Origin of the sequence: Polaromonas sp. OV174 (genome assembly GCF_900112285.1) — a bacterium.
GTDB lineage: Bacteria > Pseudomonadota > Gammaproteobacteria > Burkholderiales > Burkholderiaceae_C > Polaromonas.
Map to the genome: position 1 here is coordinate 25,734 of NZ_FOKZ01000007.1, position 17,438 is coordinate 43,171.

Genomic DNA, 17,438 nt, shown 5'->3' on the forward strand with positions numbered 1-17,438 from the left:
GACCTTAAACCTGGCAGCGGTTTCAGATGTAGTGCGCGGTGCCGGTCATGACCCTGGCCGCCGAACGCATCAGCGCCTTGACCGGCGCCGGCAGTGGCAGTGCGCCGGCACCCTCCGCCTCGCGGGCATGCGCCGCTTCGTCGTCCTTCATTTGCGCCACGATGGCGCGCGACTCGTGATCGCCTTCGGGCAGGCGTTCCAGGTGGCTGGCCAGGTGGGCTTCAACCTGGCGTTCGGTTTCCACCACGAAACCCAGGCTCAGGCGGTCGCCCCCCAGCCGGCTGGCCAGCAAGCCCAGACCGAAGGCGCCGGCGTACCACAGCGGATTGAGCAGTGAAGGCCGCGCCCCCAGTTCGTCCAGCCTGTCCTTGGTCCAGGCCAGGTGATCGCCTTCTTCGCGGCTGGCTTGCAGAAAATGCTGGCGCAGCAGCGGGTCGCGCGTACCCAGCGCCTGCGCCGCGTACAGCGCCTGTGCGCAGACCTCGCCGACATGGTTGACCCGCATCAGCGCGCCGGACAAGGCCTTGTCCTGTGTGTTCAGCTCGGTACTTTGGCTGGGTAGGGTGGGGCAGGGTCGGCTGGCGCGGGGTTTGGCAAACAAGGTACGCAGCGCGCCGTCGGCAGCGTTCAGGGCGGTATCAAGGGCTGGTGTCATGGGCCAATGTTAGCGCCCTCTTGAAAAGTCGGCGGCCACAAAAAAGCCCCCGAAAGGGGGGCTTGGTCGCTGGCCGTGTCCGGGCGTCAGGCCGGAACCGGGTTTTAGAAGGAGTGGCGAATGCCCAAGGCCAGGTTGGTGGAGCCCACGCCAGCCGCAGAAGTCACGCCGCCCAGAAAGCCGTTGCCGCCTGGGGCAGCCTGGCCGGTGCCCTTGTTGTTGAAGCGTGTCAGCACGGCGTTCAGGTTGGTGCGCTTGGACAGCGCGTAGGTGTAGGTTGCACCGTAGGAGTCGGTGTCGGCGTTGACCGGGCGTTTGTCATCCAGTCGGTTGAAGGCCACCACAATGGTGTGCGGTCCCGTCGTCACTCTGTAGCCGATATGCATCAGCTTGGCATCCTGACGAAACGCTATGTTGTAGGCGTTTTGGAACACCGGTCCAGCGGTAACAAAAAATGGCGTCAGGCCGGTGGGGTTGTCGTCTTTGATGGTGGCGTAATGACCATACACAGTGCCTGGTCCGAGGTCGATGGTGGCGCCCAAGACGTTGTTGGTCAGGGATTTTTGGCCATTTTCGTTTTTCTTCTCGTTGTGACCAAAGCCGACGGAAAAGCCGTTGCCCTTGTACATGGCCATACCGCCCAGGAAACGGCCGGTCGGGTTGCTGGCGCTGGTTTCTGCGGCGCCGTACATCAAGGTGGCGGTGAGGCCGCCGGTTTGAATCCCGTATTGCAGCGTGTTGCTCAGGCGGATGTCAAACGCAGCCGGTAGGCTGGCAACTTGGCCGGCAGCCAGGCTGGATTGAGTTTGCGATGCGTCGAAAGCGGCCCCGGTCAGATAGGCTGGCGTGTACTGGCGGCCCAGCGTGAAGGCGCCAATTGGCGTAATCAATCCGGCGAATGCCTGGCGATCAAACAAATTGCCGGCAAGATTGACGCCAAATGCGTTGGCGCCAATGGCATTGTTGATGGCGGTGACGGTTCCGTTCGCCACGGGTGCTGGAATGACGCCGGGTAAATTGGCCAAAACAGTCGCTGAAACACGGTCTGGAAGTTGACCGATAGGCGAGTTGGGGCGATTCGTGACGGATCCCGTATCCAGCTCAAGACGGTTTTCCAGTGTAAAGATGGCCTTGTAACCACCGCCCAGGTCTTCGGTACCACGCAGACCGAAGCGCGAACCTTCCATGATGCCGCTGGCAATACCGTTGAAAGAGCCATTTTTCAGGCCGCTGACGTGGTTGAAGCCGGCGTCAAGCAGTCCATAAACGGTCACGGTGCTTTGCGCCATGGCGGCCGAAGCAGACAAAAGTCCCATCACCGCAGTGGCGACAAGCGTCAGTTTTTTCATGGAATCTCCAGGAGTTGTAGTTAGGGAGCGTTGCGCGGCGACCCTGAAGCACGCAAGGCCGGCCCGACGACTTGAAGGTTAGTAGTGACACCACAAGCCGTAAAGAGTGGTGTTGTCCGGTGTATCTCTTTGACGACAGGGGAAAACCCTGCGTTGACTACGACGACCTGAGTCTGAAGCGTGGGAACGCTGATGCTGCTGGGCGGCCGCTTTTCCGCTCTGTCGCGCCAGGCTTTTACGCTATGCGCGGTGCTCTGTCATGAGCACATGGTTCGCCGAGATGGTGTTAATTAGGCCTTCAGCTCTATTCTTTGCGCTGTGTTGTATAGGCTTCACGGTGAAATATGAATTGTTGTGCACATGCAACGAATGCGGCGGTTTTTCCATGATTTTTTTGCGAAACGGGGCTGGGTCTGGTGCAATAGACCCAACTTCCCGAAAGGGGGTTGGCCCGGGACTCTGGGGGAGTCAAGAAGACGTAAGTCGGAATAAGTCCCCGTGCCGGAGCCCTATGTTTAACCTTGGAGAAATTTTCAATGAAAAAGACCCTTATCGCTTTGGCCGCTCTCGGCGCAATGGCTGGTGCCGCTCACGCTCAATCCACCGTGACCCTGTACGGTTTGCTCGACGCTAACTTCCAAAGCTACAAAACCAACATCGTCGGTGCTGGCGGCGTGGTTCAAAACATCACCCAGACCAAAATTGACTCCGGCGGCCTGAATGGTTCCCGTTGGGGCCTGCGCGTCAGCGAAGACATCGGTGGCGGCATGGCCGTGATCGGTAACGTTGAAAGCGGTTTTGACCTCTCCACCGGTGGTTCCAGCCAGGGCGCCCTGTTTGGCCGTCGTGCCAACGTTGGTATCTCCAGCGGCTTCGGCAAGCTCGAAATCGGTCGTAACACCAGCTCGTACGACGACGTCGGCGCTGATTACACCATGATGGGCGCTACGATTTTTGATCCATCGGGCACCAACAACGGCGTTGCAGCCAATGCAACCGGTGTTGCTTCGCTGATCGGCGGCCACAACACGACCTGGATTGGTTACAACTCGCGTTTCAACAACAGCGTCAAGTACACCAGCCCTAACTTCAGCGGCTTCAGCGCTGGCGTCATGTACGCTTTCGGCGAAGACAAGACCCAGGCTAACAACGCCAGCAAAACCGTGTCGGCTAACCTGAAGTACGCTAACGGCCCTCTGCTGGTTTCCGGCGGCTACCAGTCTGAAGCGGCACAAAACTCCGTGGGCACCCTGGGCGGCAAGCCTGCTCTGGAAAACACGCTGTTGAGCGTTGCGTATGACTTCGGCGTTGCCAAGGTCGGCGCTGGCTTCAACCGTGCCAAGTTCAAGGACTTCGCTGTTGGCAAGTCTTTGGCTGCACAAAAAGAGTGGAGCTTGAGCGTGGCCGTGCCCCTGGGCGCTACCACCATCAGCGCTGGTTACGCACAGTCCAAGGGTGACGATCTGGGCAAGAGCACCGGCTACGGTATCCAAGCTCTGTACTCTTTGAGCAAGCGTTCGACCCTGTACGCAGGTGCCGCAAGCTCCAAGACCTACGACAAGCTGGCTGCTTTGGCTCCTGTCGGCAGCAACGTCGGTCGTACCACGACCTACGGTGCTGGTCTGCGCCACACGTTCTAATTTGAAGCTGGCTTAACGCCAGTTTTGAATCAGGATCTAAGCCACCTCGGGGTAACCCGGGGTGGCTTTTTTTATGACGAAGGCGGGCTGCGCATCGGCGTAGGCCTTCTCCCTGCCCAAGCAGCGCAGCGCTCGTCAGGCCATTCCCTACTCAGCTATTGGTGACCATGAGTTTTTTACCCGGTTTTGATGCAGTGAGACGGCCGCAATACTTGTTGGTGGCCCTGTGCTTGGGCTTGCTCGGCGCCTGCTCCAGCCTGGCCCCCCAGGAAGCGGCGAATCAGGATATTGAGTGGCTGGCGGCAGCGCCAGCCAAGGGGGCGTCGGCCACGTGGCAGCAGCATAGGTTTCCGGGCAAGCAGGCGACGCTTTACCGGGCCACCCGGCTGGATGGCCGCCAGGCGATTCAAAGTGTTTCCGACAATTCAGCCAGCATGCTGCGGCAGAGCTTGCGGGTCGAGCCCGCCGACTTGGGGGCGCTGCGGTTTTCCTGGAAAGTGCCTGAACTCATCAAGGGCGCGGATTTGAGCCAACGCGATTCCGGCGATTCTCCGGTACGGGTGGTACTGGCGTTTGAGGGCGACCGGTCGAGTTTCTCTGCCAAAAATGCCATGCTGTCGGAGTTGGCGCAGGCCTTGACGGGCGAGCCCCTGCCTTATGCCACGCTGATGTATGTCTGGGGCAATCATCGCGAGCCTGGCAGCCTCATCATCAATCCGCGCACCGATCGCATCCGCAAGCTGGTGCTCGAATCGGGGCCGCAGCACTTGGGCCGCTGGCTGGATTACGAGCGCGATATTCGCGCTGACTATGAAAAGGCTTTTGGCGAGGCACCCGGTGCACTGGTGGGCATAGGCATCATGACGGACAGCGACAACACCCGGCAGCGCAGTACCGCCTGGTATGGTCCGCTGACCTTGCTGGCCAAGCCCGTGGCTGGGGCGACACAGTCTGTGGTATCTAGCCAACCCTGAGGCTTACGGTGTCAAGCTTTCGGGGCTAGTATTTGACTCTTGCTGAACTCGGAATTGAACTGACATGCGCACTCCGGCCCTTTTTGAAAAAAACTTATCGTCTGTTCCTGCTGATGGGGCCGATGCCTTGTCTGTCGAGGCCGGCAGGGGGCCTGCCCAGTGGCGCGCCAGCGGCCGTGCCTTTGCCCAGATCGCGCAATTCCATCCCGAGCTGACGGCGTTTCGCCGTGATCTGCACGCGCACCCCGAGCTGGGCTTTGAAGAGGTCTATACCTCCAGCCGCGTGGCCCACGCGCTCAAGCTGTGCGGTGTGGATGAGGTGCACACGGGCATAGGCAAGACCGGCGTGGTGGCGGTCATCAAGGGCCAGCAAAACGGCGGCAGCTCAGGCTCCGGCGTTAGGCCCATGGTGGGCTTGCGTGCCGACATGGATGCGCTGCCCATGACGGAGCACAACGAGTTTGGCTGGAAGTCCGCCAAGCCTGGGCTGATGCATGGCTGCGGTCACGACGGCCACACCACCATGCTGGTGGGCGCGGCCCGCTATCTGGCCGAAACCCGGGCCTTTGCCGGCGATGCCGTGCTGGTGTTCCAGCCCGCCGAAGAGGGGCGCGGCGGCGCCGATGCGATGATCAAGGACGGGCTGTTTGAGCGCTTCCCGGTGCAGGCGATTTACGCCATGCATAACTGGCCGGCCATGCGGCCCGGCACCATAGGCATCAACCCCGGACCCATGATGGCGGCGGCCGATCGCGTCACGATTGAGATTACCGGCAAGGGCGGCCACGGCGCTCATGCCTACCTCACGATAGACCCGGTGCTGGTGGCGGCGCACATCATCACGGCGGTGCAGAGCATAGTCTCGCGCAATGTGAAGGCCATGGACAACGCGGTGGTGAGCCTGTGCGCCATGCACGCGGGAGATCCCGGCGCCATGAGCGTGGTGCCCGGCAGCGCCACCCTGGTGGGTACTGTGCGCACCTTCAAGCCCGAGGTGCAGGATTTTGTGGAGCGGCGCCTGAGTGAGCTGTGCACTGCGGTGGCTCAGGGCTTTGGTGCCACCGCCACGGTGACCTATGAGCGCATTTACCCGGCCACCATCAATTCGCCGGCCGAATACACGCTGGCCGCCAGCGTGGCCGATCAACTCGTCGGCCCGGAAAACGTGGTGCGCGATCTGGAGCCCAGCATGGGCTCTGAAGACTTCTCCTTCATGCTCAAGGTCAAGCCGGGTGCCTATCTGCGGCTGGGGCAGGGGGAGCAGTTGCCCGACGGCCAGGGCGGCCTGATAGGCGGTGTTGGCAGCCGCTTTTTGCATAACAGCTGCTACGACTTCAACGACAGCGTGCTGCCGCTGGGCTCGGCTCTGTTTGCCGGCATTGTGGAGCGCTCACTGCCCTTGCCCTGAAGTCTGCAGTTTCTTGAGTGCTATTGATTAAGTAGCTTCTTGCGCTTGCTGTGATTGCGCTACAGCCACTTTTTATTAAAATTTCAAGAACTGGCGCCGGCCACAAGATGACGCTCAGGCGTAGCGTTTGTTGCGCAAATTGTTTTTCATTTCCTGCAGCAGTGGCTGCAGCTTGGCGCCTATGCGCAGCGCCACGCAGGTCGCCAGAATGTCGATGATCATCAGGTGCATCAGGCGCGAAACCATGGGGCTGTAGCGGTCATAGCCTTCGGGGTGGTCGGCCGCCAGATGGATGTGACCGGCCGCAGCCAGCGGTGAGCCGGTGACGGTGATGACGATGGCGGTGGCGCCGTTCTTGCGGGCAATGTCGCAGGCATCCATCAGGTCACGCGTGCGGCCGGAGTTGGAAATCACCACCACGCAGTCGCCCGGCCCCAGTAGCGAGGCGCTCATGACCTGCATGTGGCCGTCGCTATAGGCAATGCTGGTGATGCCCAGGCGGAAGAATTTGTGCTGCGCATCCTGCGCCACGATGCCGGAGTTGCCAACACCGAAAAACTCTATGCGCTTGCCGCTGTGATAGGTGGCCAGCAGCGCCTGCTCGGCTTTTTCGAGGGCGCTGCTGCTGGCGTCGTTGCGGTATTTCAGGAAGGCCGCCACAGTGTTGTCTATGACCTTGACCAGCACGTCGCCGGTCTTGTCGTCGGCGTCCACGCTGCGATGAATAAAGGGCACGCCCTCGCTGACGCTGCCCGCCAGTTTGAGCTTGAAGTCTGACAGACCGTCATAGCCCATGCTGCGGCAAAAGCGCACCACGGTGGGCTTGCTGACATGCGAACGGCTGGCCAGCTCGGTGATGGGCAGGTTGGCAAAGGCGCGCGGATCGACCAGCACCAGGCGGCCAACCCGCTGCTCGGCCGGGGCCAGCGAGGGCAGGGAGGCTTTGATTCGGTCAAGCATTGGAATGGCCCCCACGGTTGTTCACTGCGTGTAACTCCCTGCCCCCTGAGGGGGCCGCCCCGCCTGCGGCCCGGCAAAGCCGGTTCCGCGGCTCGGACTGGGGTGTTGAAGACCAGCGACTTGCAACGTACAGAGCACCACACGCAGCAAGCCATCGTGGGGATGGATGCTGCAAGCCGGGGCCGCGGGACTGGCTTTGCCAGACCGCAGGCGCAGCGGCCCCCTCAGGGGGCAGCGCATTACGCGCAGCGAAAAGCGTGGGGGTTAACATTCTTCGCTCCAGCAGTAGTTGTCCCGGGCAATCATGGCACTGGCGGCACTCGGCCCCCAAGTGCCCGCTGCATAGGGGCGTGGCCTGGTCGGCTCACTGTTCCAACTGTCCAGAATCGGCTCGACCCAGCGCCAGGCTTCTTCCTGTTCGTCGCTGCGCACAAACAGGTTGAGCCGCCCGTCAATCACATCCAGCAGCAGCCGCTCGTAGGCGCCCACGCGTCCCGAGCCAAAGCGCTTGTCAAAATCCAGGTCCAGCTGAACCGGCGCCAGGGTGGGTATGCTTTTGCCCGGCCCATTGCCGGGCCGCTGGTCGGCGCCCTGCGCCAGCAAATGCAGTTCCAGCCCGTCCTTGGGCTGTAGATTGATGACCAGCCGGTTGCCCACGTTGGGGCTGCTCAGTGGCACCTTGAAAATCGCATGCGGTGCCGGCCGGAAGTTGACCTCAATATGCGCATCAGCGGCGGCCATGCGCTTGCCGGTGCGTATGTAAAACGGCACGCCGGCCCAGCGCCAGTTGGCGATCTCGGTGCGCAGGGCGACAAAGGTTTCGGTGCGGCTGTCCGGGTTCACGCCTTTTTCGTCGCGGTAAGCGGGCACCGCCTCGCCGGCCATGGTGCCCGCGGCATATTGGCCGCGCACCACATGCTGGCTGAGGGTTTCGGGCGTCCAGGCTTTCAGCGAGCGCAAGACCTTGAGCTTTTCGTCGCGAATGGCGTCAGCGTGCGAGTTGATGGGCGGCTCCATGCCGATGGCGCAAAGCAGTTGCAGCGCATGGTTTTGCACCATGTCGCGCAGCGCGCCGGTGCTGTCGTAAAAGGCGCCGCGTTTTTCCACGCCCAATTCTTCGGCAATCGTGATCTGGATGTTGGCGATGTGCTCGCGCCGCCACAGCGGCTCAAACAGCGCGTTGCCAAAGCGCATGGCAAACAGGTTTTGCACCGAGGGCTTGCCCAGGTAGTGATCGATGCGAAAGATCTGCTGCTCGGTCAGCACGCTGCGCACCGTCTTGTTGATGGCGCGGTTGGAGGCCAGGTCGTGGCCCAGCGGCTTTTCCAGCACCACCCGGGTCTGCGGGCCGTTCAGGCCGGCCGCGGCAATCTGCTCGCAGACCGTGGTGAAGAGGGTGGGCGCGGTGGCCACATACATCACCACCACATCGGCGGACCGCTGCTGCAGCTTGGCGGCCAAACTGGCGTAGTCGGCCGGGTTGGCCAGGTCCATGCGCAGAAAGCTGAGCAGGGCCGCAAAGCGCGAAAACTCCTCTTCGCTGGGGCGCTTGGCCAGCTCAACCTGGTCAAAGCGGGACTTGATGAGTGCCCGGTACTGCTCGTCAGTCAGATCGTCGCGTGCCACGCCCACAATCCGGCCGTCGCTGGGCAGCGAGCCATGGCGAAAGGCCTGGAACAGGGCGGGCATGATTTTTCGCCACGCCAGATCGCCCGTGCCGCCAAACAGGATGAGGTCAAAACTCATGGTGAAAATTTGCCTTGGTAATTAAGTTTCACATTCTATGGGCATAATGGTAACTAAGCGCCGGCCATGGGTTGCGATCCTTGTGAATCACCGTCCCATGCCCCCGGAACAACCTGGACAAACTTTGCGCCTACACCAGACGCTGATGCCATGACACAACTCGACGCCCTGAAACAGTTCACCACCGTAGTCGCCGACAGCGGTGATTTCAAGCAGTTGGCCCAGTTCAAGCCGCAAGACGCTACAACCAACCCCTCGTTAATCCTCAAGGCGGTGCAAAAAGCCGATTACCAGCCGCTGCTCAAGGACACGGTGGGCCGCTTCAAGGGCCGGACGCTGGACGAGATCATGGACCGCTTGCTGGTGCGCTTTGGCTGTGAAATCCTGTCCATCATTCCGGGCCGCGTCTCCACCGAGGTCGACGCCCGCCTGAGCTTTGACGCCCATGCCAGCTATGCGCGCGGCGAGCGCATCGCCGAGCTGTACCAGGCCGAGGGCATACCTCTTGAGCGGGTGCTGATCAAGGTCGCCGCCACTTGGGAAGGCATACAGGCGGCCGAAAAGCTGGAGCGGCGCGGCATACGCACCAATCTCACGCTGCTGTTCTCCTTTGCCCAGGCGGTGGCCTGCGGCCAAGCCAAGGTGCAGCTGATTTCGCCCTTTGTCGGGCGTATTTACGACTGGTACAAAAAATCGGCCGGTGCGGCCTGGGATGAGGCCGCCATGGCCGGCGCCAACGACCCCGGCGTGCAGTCGGTGCGCCAGATTTACAACCACTACAAGCATTTTGGGATTGCCACGGAAGTCATGGGCGCGAGTTTTCGCAATGTCGGCCAGATCAAGGCGCTTGCCGGTTGCGACCTCTTGACCATCAGCCCCGAGCTGCTGGCCCAACTGGCCGCCTCCGAAGAGCCGCTGGCCCGCGCGCTCGACCCCAAGGCCGCGGTGGCGCTGGAATTGCCCGCGGTGAATTATGACGAAGCCGGTTTTCGCTATGCGCTCAACGAAGACGCCATGGCCACCGACAAGTTGGCCGAAGGCATACGCGCTTTTGCCGCTGACGCTGTCAAGCTCGAGCATCTGCTGTTGGCCGCGTAAGGGTTGCGCATGAAAGCATTGCGTTGCGATCAGACCCCAGCGTGGGCGGCCTTAGAGGCTAGTTTTGAAACTTCGGGCAAACATTTCGATCTGCGCCAGGCCTTTGCGGCCGACCCGCAGCGCTTTGCCAGCTTCAGCCAGGAAGCACCGCATGTCTTTGCCGATCTGTCCAAAAATCTGATCGATGACGACAGCCAGGCGCTGCTGCTGGCGCTGGCGCGGCAGTGCGGGCTGGAGTCGCGCCGCGACGCCATGTTCGCCGGCGAACGAATCAACCGCACCGAGCAGCGTGCGGTCATGCACTTTTTATTGAGAAATCCGCCTCTAGCCCAGGAGGGACATGCGCAGTCAGCTATTAATAACATAGCAAATGAACGGGCGCAGGTGCATGCCACGCTGGACGCCATGCTGAGCTACGCCGAGAGGCTGCGTGACGATGCGTCGATTACCGATGTGGTCAACATCGGCATAGGTGGCTCGGACCTGGGACCGCAGATGGCGGTACTGGCGCTGGAGGAGTTTGCCAACACGGGCAAGCGCTTTCACTTTGTCTCCAACGTGGATGCAAACGAGCTGACGCACGTGCTCAAGGGTTTGAAGCCGCAGAGCACGCTGTTCCTGATTGCCTCAAAGACCTTCACCACCGCCGAGACCATGATCAATGCGCACTCGGCCAAACGCTGGTTCGAGGCGCAGGGCGGGCAGGACATCGGCCGGCATTTCGCCGCGCTCACCACCAATGTGGCGGCGGCGAAAGAGTTTGGCATCGGCACCACCTTCGGCTTTTGGGACTGGGTCGGCGGGCGTTATTCGCTCTGGTCGGCCATCGGTTTGCCGATTGCCATTGCCATAGGCGCAGCCGGTTTTCGTGAGCTGTTGGCCGGTGCCCACGCCATGGACGAGCATTTCCGCACGGCGGCGCTGGAGCGCAATCTGCCGGTACGGCTGGGCCTGCTCGATGTCTGGTACCGCAATTTCCATGGCTTTGGCAGCCGCAGCATTGCCCCCTACAGCAGCGCCCTGCGCCGCTGGCCGGCGTATTTGCAGCAGCTTGAAATGGAAAGCAATGGCAAGCGTGTGGACATGGACGGTCAACTCCTGCCTTTTGATACCTCTCCGGTGCTATGGGGCGAGCCCGGCACCAACGGCCAGCACGCCTATTTCCAATTGTTGCATCAGGGCACGGCGGTGGTGCCGGTGGAGTTCGTGGCGGTCAAGCGGGCCGCCGCCCATCTGCAACACTTGCCGGAGCACCAGAGCAAGCTGCTGGCCAATGTGCTGGCCCAGGCGCAAGCGCTGATGCTAGGGAAAAACGATGTGGGCGGCCACAGGCATTTCCCCGGCAACCGGCCCAGCACTGTGCTGCTGCTGGAGCGGCTCACGCCAGCCAGCCTGGGCGCGCTGATTGCCCTGCAGGAGCACCGCGTGTTTGTCAGCGGTGCGATCTGGGGCATCAACAGCTTTGACCAGTGGGGCGTGGAGTTGGGCAAGATGCTGGCCAGCGATATAGAGCCGCGCCTGCAAAGTGGCGATCTCTCGGGTCTGGATGCGTCGACGTCCGGCTTGCTGCAGCGTCTGCGGGCCTAAGACCGGCCTCCAAAGACCCATTAAAAAGGCCCGCAGTGTTTGCACACTGCGGGCCTTTTTGCGTCTGGGTAGCGCAAAAAGCGTGGGGTCTGCGTCCAGGTGCTCTTGCGGCGCCTGGCATCCGTCCCCACTGCTTTTGTTTACATACCCATGTCGCCCATGCCGCCCATGCCGCCCATGCCACCAGGCATGCCGCCGCCGGCAGATGCTTCGTCTTTTGCAGACTCAGCCACCATGCATTCGGTCGTCAGCATCAGCGAGGACACGGAAGCCGCGTTTTGCAGCGCGGTACGGGTCACTTTCGTGGGGTCCAGAATACCCATTTCGATCATGTCGCCGTAGGTGTCGTTGGCCGCATTGAAGCCGTAGTTGCCCTTGCCAGCCATCACAGCTGCGACCACCACAGAGGCTTCGCCGCCTGCGTTGTAAACGATTTCGCGCAGAGGCGCTTCGATGGCCTTGAGCACCAGCTTGATGCCGGCGTCTTGGTCAGCGTTGTCGCCCTTGATGACGCCAGCGGTTTGCTTGGCGCGCAGCAGAGCCACACCGCCGCCAGCCACGATGCCTTCTTCCACAGCAGCGCGGGTAGCGTGCAGGGCGTCTTCAACGCGGGCTTTTTTCTCTTTCATTTCGACTTCGGTGGCAGCGCCAACCTTGATCACGGCAACACCGCCGGCCAGCTTGGCCACGCGCTCTTGCAGTTTTTCACGGTCGTAGTCGCTGGTCGCTTCTTCGATCTGGACACGAACCTGCTTGACGCGGGCTTCGATGTCAGCGGCTTGGCCGGCACCGTCGATGATGATGGTGTTTTCCTTGCCCACTTCGATGCGCTTGGCTTGGCCGAGGTCGGCCAGCGTCACTTTTTCCAGCGACATGCCGACTTCTTCGGCGATAACCTTGCCGCCGGTCAGCACGGCGATGTCTTCCAGCATGGCCTTGCGACGATCGCCAAAGCCTGGAGCCTTGACCGCCACCACTTTCAGGATGCCGCGCAGGGTGTTGACCACCAGCGTTGCCAGGGCTTCGCCTTCGACATCTTCAGCAATGATCAGCAGCGGACGGCCAGCCTTGGCAACTTGCTCCAGCGTAGGCAGCAGGTCACGGATGTTGCTGACCTTCTTGTCGTAGAGCAGAACGAAGGGGTTGTCCAGCAGTGCGGACTGCTTTTCAGGGTTGTTGATGAAGTAAGGGGAGAGGTAGCCGCGGTCAAACTGCATGCCTTCGACGACGTCGAGTTCGTTTTGCAGTGATTTGCCGTCTTCCACGGTGATCACGCCTTCTTTGCCCACTTTGTCCATGGCATCAGCAATGATCTTGCCGATGGATTCGTCGGAGTTGGCGGAAATGGAGCCAACTTGAGCGATTTCCTTGGAGGTGGTGGTGGGCTTGGAAGCCTTCTTCAGCTCTTCGGTCAGGGCCAGAACAGCCTTGTCGATGCCGCGCTTCAGGTCCATCGGGTTCATGCCGGCGGCCACGTATTTCATGCCTTCGCGCACGATGGCCTGAGCCAGCACGGTAGCGGTGGTGGTGCCGTCGCCAGCGTTGTCAGAGGTCTTGGAAGCGACTTCCTTGACCATCTGCGCGCCCATGTTCTGCAGCTTGTCCTTGAGTTCGATTTCCTTGGCGACGGAAACACCGTCCTTGGTCACGGTAGGGGCGCCGAAAGAGCGCTCCAGCACCACGTTACGACCTTTAGGGCCCAGGGTAACCTTGACGGCGTTGGCCAGGATGTTGACACCCTCGACCATGCGTGCGCGGGCTTCGCCGCCGAAAATGACGTCTTTTGCTGCCATGTTTAATTCTCCGGAATTCAGTTAATGAGGGATTGAAAGCGCTGAGAAATTACTTCTCGACCACTGCAAAGAGGTCTTCTTCTTTCATGACCAGCAGCTCGTCGCCACCGACCTTGACGGTCTGGCCGCTGTATTTGCCGAACAACACGCGGTCGCCGACTTTCACGCCCACGGGGCTGATCTCGCCCTTGTCGTTTTTCTTGCCAGGGCCAACAGCCAGCACTTCACCTTGATCAGGCTTTTCAGCGGCGCTGTCAGGAATGACGATGCCCGAGGCGGTTTTGGTTTCGTTTTCCACGCGTTTGACGATCACGCGGTCGTGCAAAGGACGAAGTTTCATGAGAGCTCCTTGTTTTAAAACAATGGTGTTGGGAATCAAAAAGCACCTGGCCGAGAGCCAAGTGCTTGCCATCGGGTGATATTGAAGGCTTGTTAGCACTCAACATCATCGAGTGCTAATGATAAGGGCGTTTTGTGACGGTTTCAAGGCCTGTTGCACAATGCCGACCTGAGGTTTATCCTGAGTTTTGCTGGTCTAGCGTCTCTTTTTCACCTGGAGGTGCCATATGTACAAGCGCATTGTGTTGGCTTATGACGGCTCTGTGGCGGGGCAAAAAGCCTTGCTGGATTGCCGTGATATTGCGCAGTGGAGCCATTCCTCCCTGTTTCTCGCAGCCGTCATGCCACTTAATATGGGGCTGATCGGGGTTGAGAGTGGCGTCTATAGCGGTGGCCTGGTCGAGCAGGAGCGGGAGAAATATCAGGCTACCCTCGACGAAGGGGTGCGCCGACTGGCGGACGCAGGCCACCAGGCCCGTGGCGAGGTACTGGTCGGTGAAACCATCAACGAAATTACCCGGTACGCGAGCAAGATGGAAGCCGACCTCATCGTGGTGGGGCACAAGCACCTGGATAGCTGGGCTGCGCGCTGGTGGCGGGGGTCCATTTCGGCCAGCCTGATTGAACACGCGCCCTGTAGCGTGCTGGTGGTCATCATCTGAGCGGAGCCAGACTTGCTTCGTTTTCAGGGGCGCCTGTCTATTTTGATAAACAAAAAACCACCCGAAGGTGGTTTTTTGTTTGAGTTGCCCGAAGGCGTGGGTTAGCGTCCGACGGCGGCGCGCAGCGCGGCGGCCTTGTCTGTTTTTTCCCAGGTGAATTCGGGTTCGTCGCGGCCAAAATGACCGTAGGCGGCGGTTTTTTCATAAATCGGGCGCAGCAGGTCCAGCATCTGGATGATGCCTTTGGGGCGCAGGTCGAAGTATTCGTTGACCAGCGCCGCAATTTGCGCATCCGGGATCACGCCCGTGCCTTCGGTGTACACCGTCACGTTCATGGGGTGGGCCACGCCAATCGCGTAGGCGACCTGAATTTGGCACTGCTTGGCCAGGCCGGCCGCAACGATGTTTTTGGCAACGTAACGCGCTGCATAGGCGGCAGAGCGGTCCACCTTGCTGGGATCCTTGCCGCTGAAGGCACCGCCGCCGTGCGGGCAGGCGCCGCCATAGGTGTCGACGATGATCTTGCGGCCGGTCAGGCCACAGTCACCCTGCGGGCCGCCAATGACGAAGCGGCCGGTCGGGTTGATCAGGTATTTGGTGTCTTTGAGCCACTCCTTGGGCAGCACCGGCTTGATGATTTCCTCGATGATGGCTTCGATGAACGAGGCCTTCATCTTGTGTTGGTTTTCGCTCTGGTCGGGGCTGTGCTGGGTCGACAGCACCACGGTGTCAATGCTGTGCGGCTTGCCGTCGACATAACGCATGGTGACCTGGCTTTTGGCATCCGGGCGCAGGAAAGGTAGGCGGCCGTCCTTGCGCAACTGGGCCTGGCGCTCGACCAAGCGGTGCGCGTAATAAATGGGCGCGGGCATCAGCTCTGGCGTTTCGTCGCAGGCATAGCCGAACATCAGGCCCTGGTCGCCGGCACCGGTGTTCAGGTGGTCGTCGGATGCGTGGTCCACGCCCTGGGCGATGTCGTTGGACTGCTTGTCGTAGCAGACCATGACTGCGCAGCCCTTGTAGTCGATGCCGTATTCGGTGTTGTCGTAACCGATGCGTTTGATGGTGTCGCGTGCGACCTGGATGTAGTCGACATGCGCGTTGGTGGTAATTTCACCAGCCAGCACGACCAGACCGGTGTTGGTCAGGGTTTCGGCGGCAACGCGCGAGAGCGGGTCCTGCTTGAAGATAGCATCGAGGATGGCATCGGAAATCTGGTCGGCGACCTTGTCGGGATGGCCTTCGGAGACGGATTCGGAAGTAAAGAGAAAATCGTTCGCCATTGCGTACACTCCATTTAGTTTGTCGGCGCGTTGCCAGCTGGGGTGCTTTGGCGAACGCTTTAGCAGTTTGGTTTAATGTCGCCCTGCAAGTTGTTCAGTAACTCGGCGACAGCTTCAATTATAAGACACCGTGGTTTTCGCCGGATTCGCTTTTAAACACCCCTTACATGCTCTGGTTATTCCGTTTTTTCGCCCTTTGGCCGCTGGCCGCCTTGCATGCGCTGGGTGGCGCGCTGGGCTGGCTGGTCTGGGCCCTGAGTCCGCGCTACCGAGCCCAGTTTCGGGCTCATGTGGCGCAGGCCGGCCTGCCGTTTGAGCGAGCCAGGCCAGCGATTGCCGAGGCCGGGCGCTTTGTCGCCGAACTGCCCAAGCTGTGGCTGCGACCGGCCTCTCAGTCCTGCCTGGAGCAGGTTAGTGTCGAGGGTCAGACACATGCCGAGCAGGCTTTCGCGCAGGGCAGGGGGGTGATTTTTTTCGGCCCTCATTGCGGCAGTTTTGAGCTGGGGCCGCAGGCGCTGGCCGAATTGTATGGCCCGCTGCATGGCCCCATTACCGCCATTTACCGGCCGGCGCGCCAGCCCTGGCTGGCCCGGCTGGAGCGCATGGCCCGCGACCGTCCCCTGCTGAGAGTGCTGCCCGCCAGCCTGAGCGGCATCCGCCTGATGCACAAAAGCCTGAAGGCCAATCAGGCGGTGGCCTTGCTGACCGATCAGGTGCCGCCCGAAGGGCTGGGGGTCTGGGCGCCGTTTTTTGGCCGGCCGGCCTACACCATGACTCTGGCGGCCCGGCTGGCCTTGCAAAGCGGCGCTACCCTGTTGCCCGTGAGTTGCGAGCGCCTGCCCTGCGGGCGGGGCTATCTACTGAAAATCTGGCCGGCGTTGGCCGGCCTGGACGATGCCCAGGCTTCGGGCAAGCCGCGTGCCGACCTGCTGCAGGTCGTGACGCTGATCAACCAGGCGATCGAGTCCATTGTGCTCAGTCAGCCCGGCCAATATTTGTGGGGCTATGCGCGCTACAAGACACCTCGCAAGGAAGCACTTTGAAAATAGTCAGTCAGTGGTTCGCCGAACTCCCCAGCCGGGCGGGTATCGCCTTTATGCAGGCCTTGGCCTTTTTGCCATTTTCCTGGATACGCGCCCTGGGCACGGCGCTGGGCTGGGCCTTGTACGCGCTGGTCGGCTCACGCCGGCGCGTGGTGCAGACCAATCTGGCCCTGTGTTTTCCCGAGCGCTCCGAGGCCGAGCGGCGCCGGCTGGCGCAACAGACCTTTGTCTATTTCGCCCAAGCCTGGCTGGACCGTGCCTGGCTGTGGCATGCACCGCAGGCCTGGGTGCAGCGGCGGGTGCGGCTGACCGGCGCGGTGCAGGAACTGGCGGGCAGCGAGGCGACGGTGGTTTTTTGCCCGCATTTTGTCGGTCTTGACGCGGCCTGGGCCGCCATCGCCCTGGCGGTGCCGCGTCAGTCGACCACCATTTACACCGACCAGTCGAACAAGCTGGTGAACCAGTGGATTTTGCGTGGCCGCCAGCGCTTTGGCCATTTGCGCCTGTTTGGCCGTATCGATGGCGTCAAACCCATAGTGAGCGCGCTGCGCGAGGGGCAGCCTCTGTATTTGTTGCCAGACATGGATTTTGGCCCCGACGACTCGGTGTTCGTGCCGTTTTACGGCCTGCCGACGGCGACCGTGCCTTCGCTGTCGCGCTTTGCCCGGCTGGGCCGGGCCAAGGTGGTGCCGCTGCTGCCGCGCATTACCGCCGGCGGTTATGAGATACAGGTCCTGCCGGCCTGGACCGACTTTCCGACCGACGACCTGGTGGCCGACACGGCGCTCATGAACGCCCGCCTGCAGGATTACATCGCCACCATGCCGGCCCAGTACTACTGGGTGCACAAGCGCTTCAAGACCCGGCCGGACGACATGCCGTCTATGTATTGATCCCGCTT

The 17,438-nt window shown here is 61.2% G+C and carries 15 protein-coding genes; 8 read left to right on the plus strand and 7 right to left on the minus strand.

What is annotated here, in order from left to right; translation table 11 throughout:
- Positions 1-22: 22 nt before the first annotated feature.
- Both coq7 and BM160_RS08145 read right to left on the minus strand, forming a co-directional pair.
- On the minus strand, positions 23-655 hold the full coding sequence (gene coq7, locus BM160_RS08140) for a 2-polyprenyl-3-methyl-6-methoxy-1,4-benzoquinone monooxygenase (protein ID WP_092003296.1): 633 nt from the start codon (positions 653-655) through the stop codon (positions 23-25).
- A gap of 104 nt (positions 656-759) precedes the next feature.
- Entirely contained in the window at positions 760-2,004 is a 1,245-nt protein-coding gene (locus BM160_RS08145) for a porin (protein WP_092003299.1), read from the minus strand.
- A gap of 536 nt (positions 2,005-2,540) precedes the next feature.
- Here BM160_RS08145 and BM160_RS08150 point away from each other — a divergent pair.
- The 3 genes from BM160_RS08150 to BM160_RS08160 all read left to right on the plus strand — a co-directional run bounded on the left by BM160_RS08150 (position 2,541) and on the right by BM160_RS08160 (position 6,026).
- Positions 2,541-3,644, plus strand: coding sequence for a porin (locus BM160_RS08150; RefSeq protein ID WP_092003301.1), 1,104 nt, complete (start codon positions 2,541-2,543; stop codon positions 3,642-3,644).
- 167 nt (positions 3,645-3,811) lie between these two features.
- Positions 3,812-4,618 carry a DUF3047 domain-containing protein gene (locus BM160_RS08155; protein ID WP_092003674.1) on the plus strand — a complete coding sequence of 269 codons (807 nt, stop codon included), beginning with the start codon at positions 3,812-3,814 and terminating at the stop codon, positions 4,616-4,618.
- 64 nt (positions 4,619-4,682) lie between these two features.
- A complete protein-coding gene (locus tag BM160_RS08160) occupies positions 4,683-6,026 on the plus strand; it encodes a M20 aminoacylase family protein (protein WP_255368732.1) in 1,344 nt (447 codons plus the stop codon).
- A gap of 114 nt (positions 6,027-6,140) precedes the next feature.
- On the opposite strand, the gene BM160_RS08165 is transcribed toward BM160_RS08160, so the two are convergent.
- Both BM160_RS08165 and zwf read right to left on the minus strand, forming a co-directional pair.
- The gene (locus tag BM160_RS08165) at positions 6,141-6,986 is read right to left on the minus strand and encodes a MurR/RpiR family transcriptional regulator (protein ID WP_092003303.1); all 846 of its coding nucleotides are present in this window, start codon (positions 6,984-6,986) and stop codon (positions 6,141-6,143) included.
- Between the two features lie 264 nt (positions 6,987-7,250).
- Positions 7,251-8,732: a glucose-6-phosphate dehydrogenase gene (gene zwf, locus BM160_RS08170; RefSeq protein WP_092003306.1), complete on the minus strand. Its 1,482-nt coding sequence runs from the start codon at positions 8,730-8,732 to the stop codon at positions 7,251-7,253.
- Between the two features lie 150 nt (positions 8,733-8,882).
- On the opposite strand from zwf, the gene tal reads away from it, so the two are divergent.
- The gene (gene tal, locus BM160_RS08175) at positions 8,883-9,830 is read left to right on the plus strand and encodes a transaldolase (protein WP_092003309.1); all 948 of its coding nucleotides are present in this window, start codon (positions 8,883-8,885) and stop codon (positions 9,828-9,830) included.
- A gap of 9 nt (positions 9,831-9,839) precedes the next feature.
- Positions 9,840-11,417, plus strand: a complete 1,578-nt coding sequence (gene pgi / locus BM160_RS08180; RefSeq protein ID WP_092003311.1) for a glucose-6-phosphate isomerase — start codon at positions 9,840-9,842, stop codon at positions 11,415-11,417.
- A 140-nt stretch (positions 11,418-11,557) separates the two neighbouring features.
- Here the strand turns inward: pgi and groL are convergent, their stop codons facing one another.
- Positions 11,558-13,210, minus strand: coding sequence for a chaperonin GroEL (groL, locus tag BM160_RS08185; RefSeq protein ID WP_092003314.1), 1,653 nt, complete (start codon positions 13,208-13,210; stop codon positions 11,558-11,560).
- 49 nt (positions 13,211-13,259) lie between these two features.
- On the minus strand, positions 13,260-13,550 hold the full coding sequence (locus tag BM160_RS08190; RefSeq protein WP_092003317.1) for a co-chaperone GroES: 291 nt from the start codon (positions 13,548-13,550) through the stop codon (positions 13,260-13,262).
- A 226-nt stretch (positions 13,551-13,776) separates the two neighbouring features.
- On the opposite strand from BM160_RS08190, the gene BM160_RS08195 reads away from it, so the two are divergent.
- Positions 13,777-14,211: a universal stress protein gene (locus tag BM160_RS08195; protein ID WP_092003320.1), complete on the plus strand. Its 435-nt coding sequence runs from the start codon at positions 13,777-13,779 to the stop codon at positions 14,209-14,211.
- 101 nt (positions 14,212-14,312) lie between these two features.
- On the opposite strand, the gene metK is transcribed toward BM160_RS08195, so the two are convergent.
- Entirely contained in the window at positions 14,313-15,494 is a 1,182-nt protein-coding gene (gene metK / locus BM160_RS08200; protein ID WP_092003324.1) for a methionine adenosyltransferase, read from the minus strand.
- Positions 15,495-15,661: 167 nt separating this feature from the next.
- Here metK and BM160_RS08205 point away from each other — a divergent pair, with 167 nt between their 5' ends.
- The gene (locus BM160_RS08205) at positions 15,662-16,537 is read left to right on the plus strand and encodes a lysophospholipid acyltransferase family protein (protein ID WP_092003327.1); all 876 of its coding nucleotides are present in this window, start codon (positions 15,662-15,664) and stop codon (positions 16,535-16,537) included.
- Positions 16,534-17,430, plus strand: a complete 897-nt coding sequence (locus BM160_RS08210) for a lysophospholipid acyltransferase family protein (protein WP_255368734.1) — start codon at positions 16,534-16,536, stop codon at positions 17,428-17,430. The genes BM160_RS08205 and BM160_RS08210 overlap by 4 nt, the downstream gene beginning before the upstream one ends.
- The last annotated feature ends 8 nt before the right edge of the window (positions 17,431-17,438 follow it).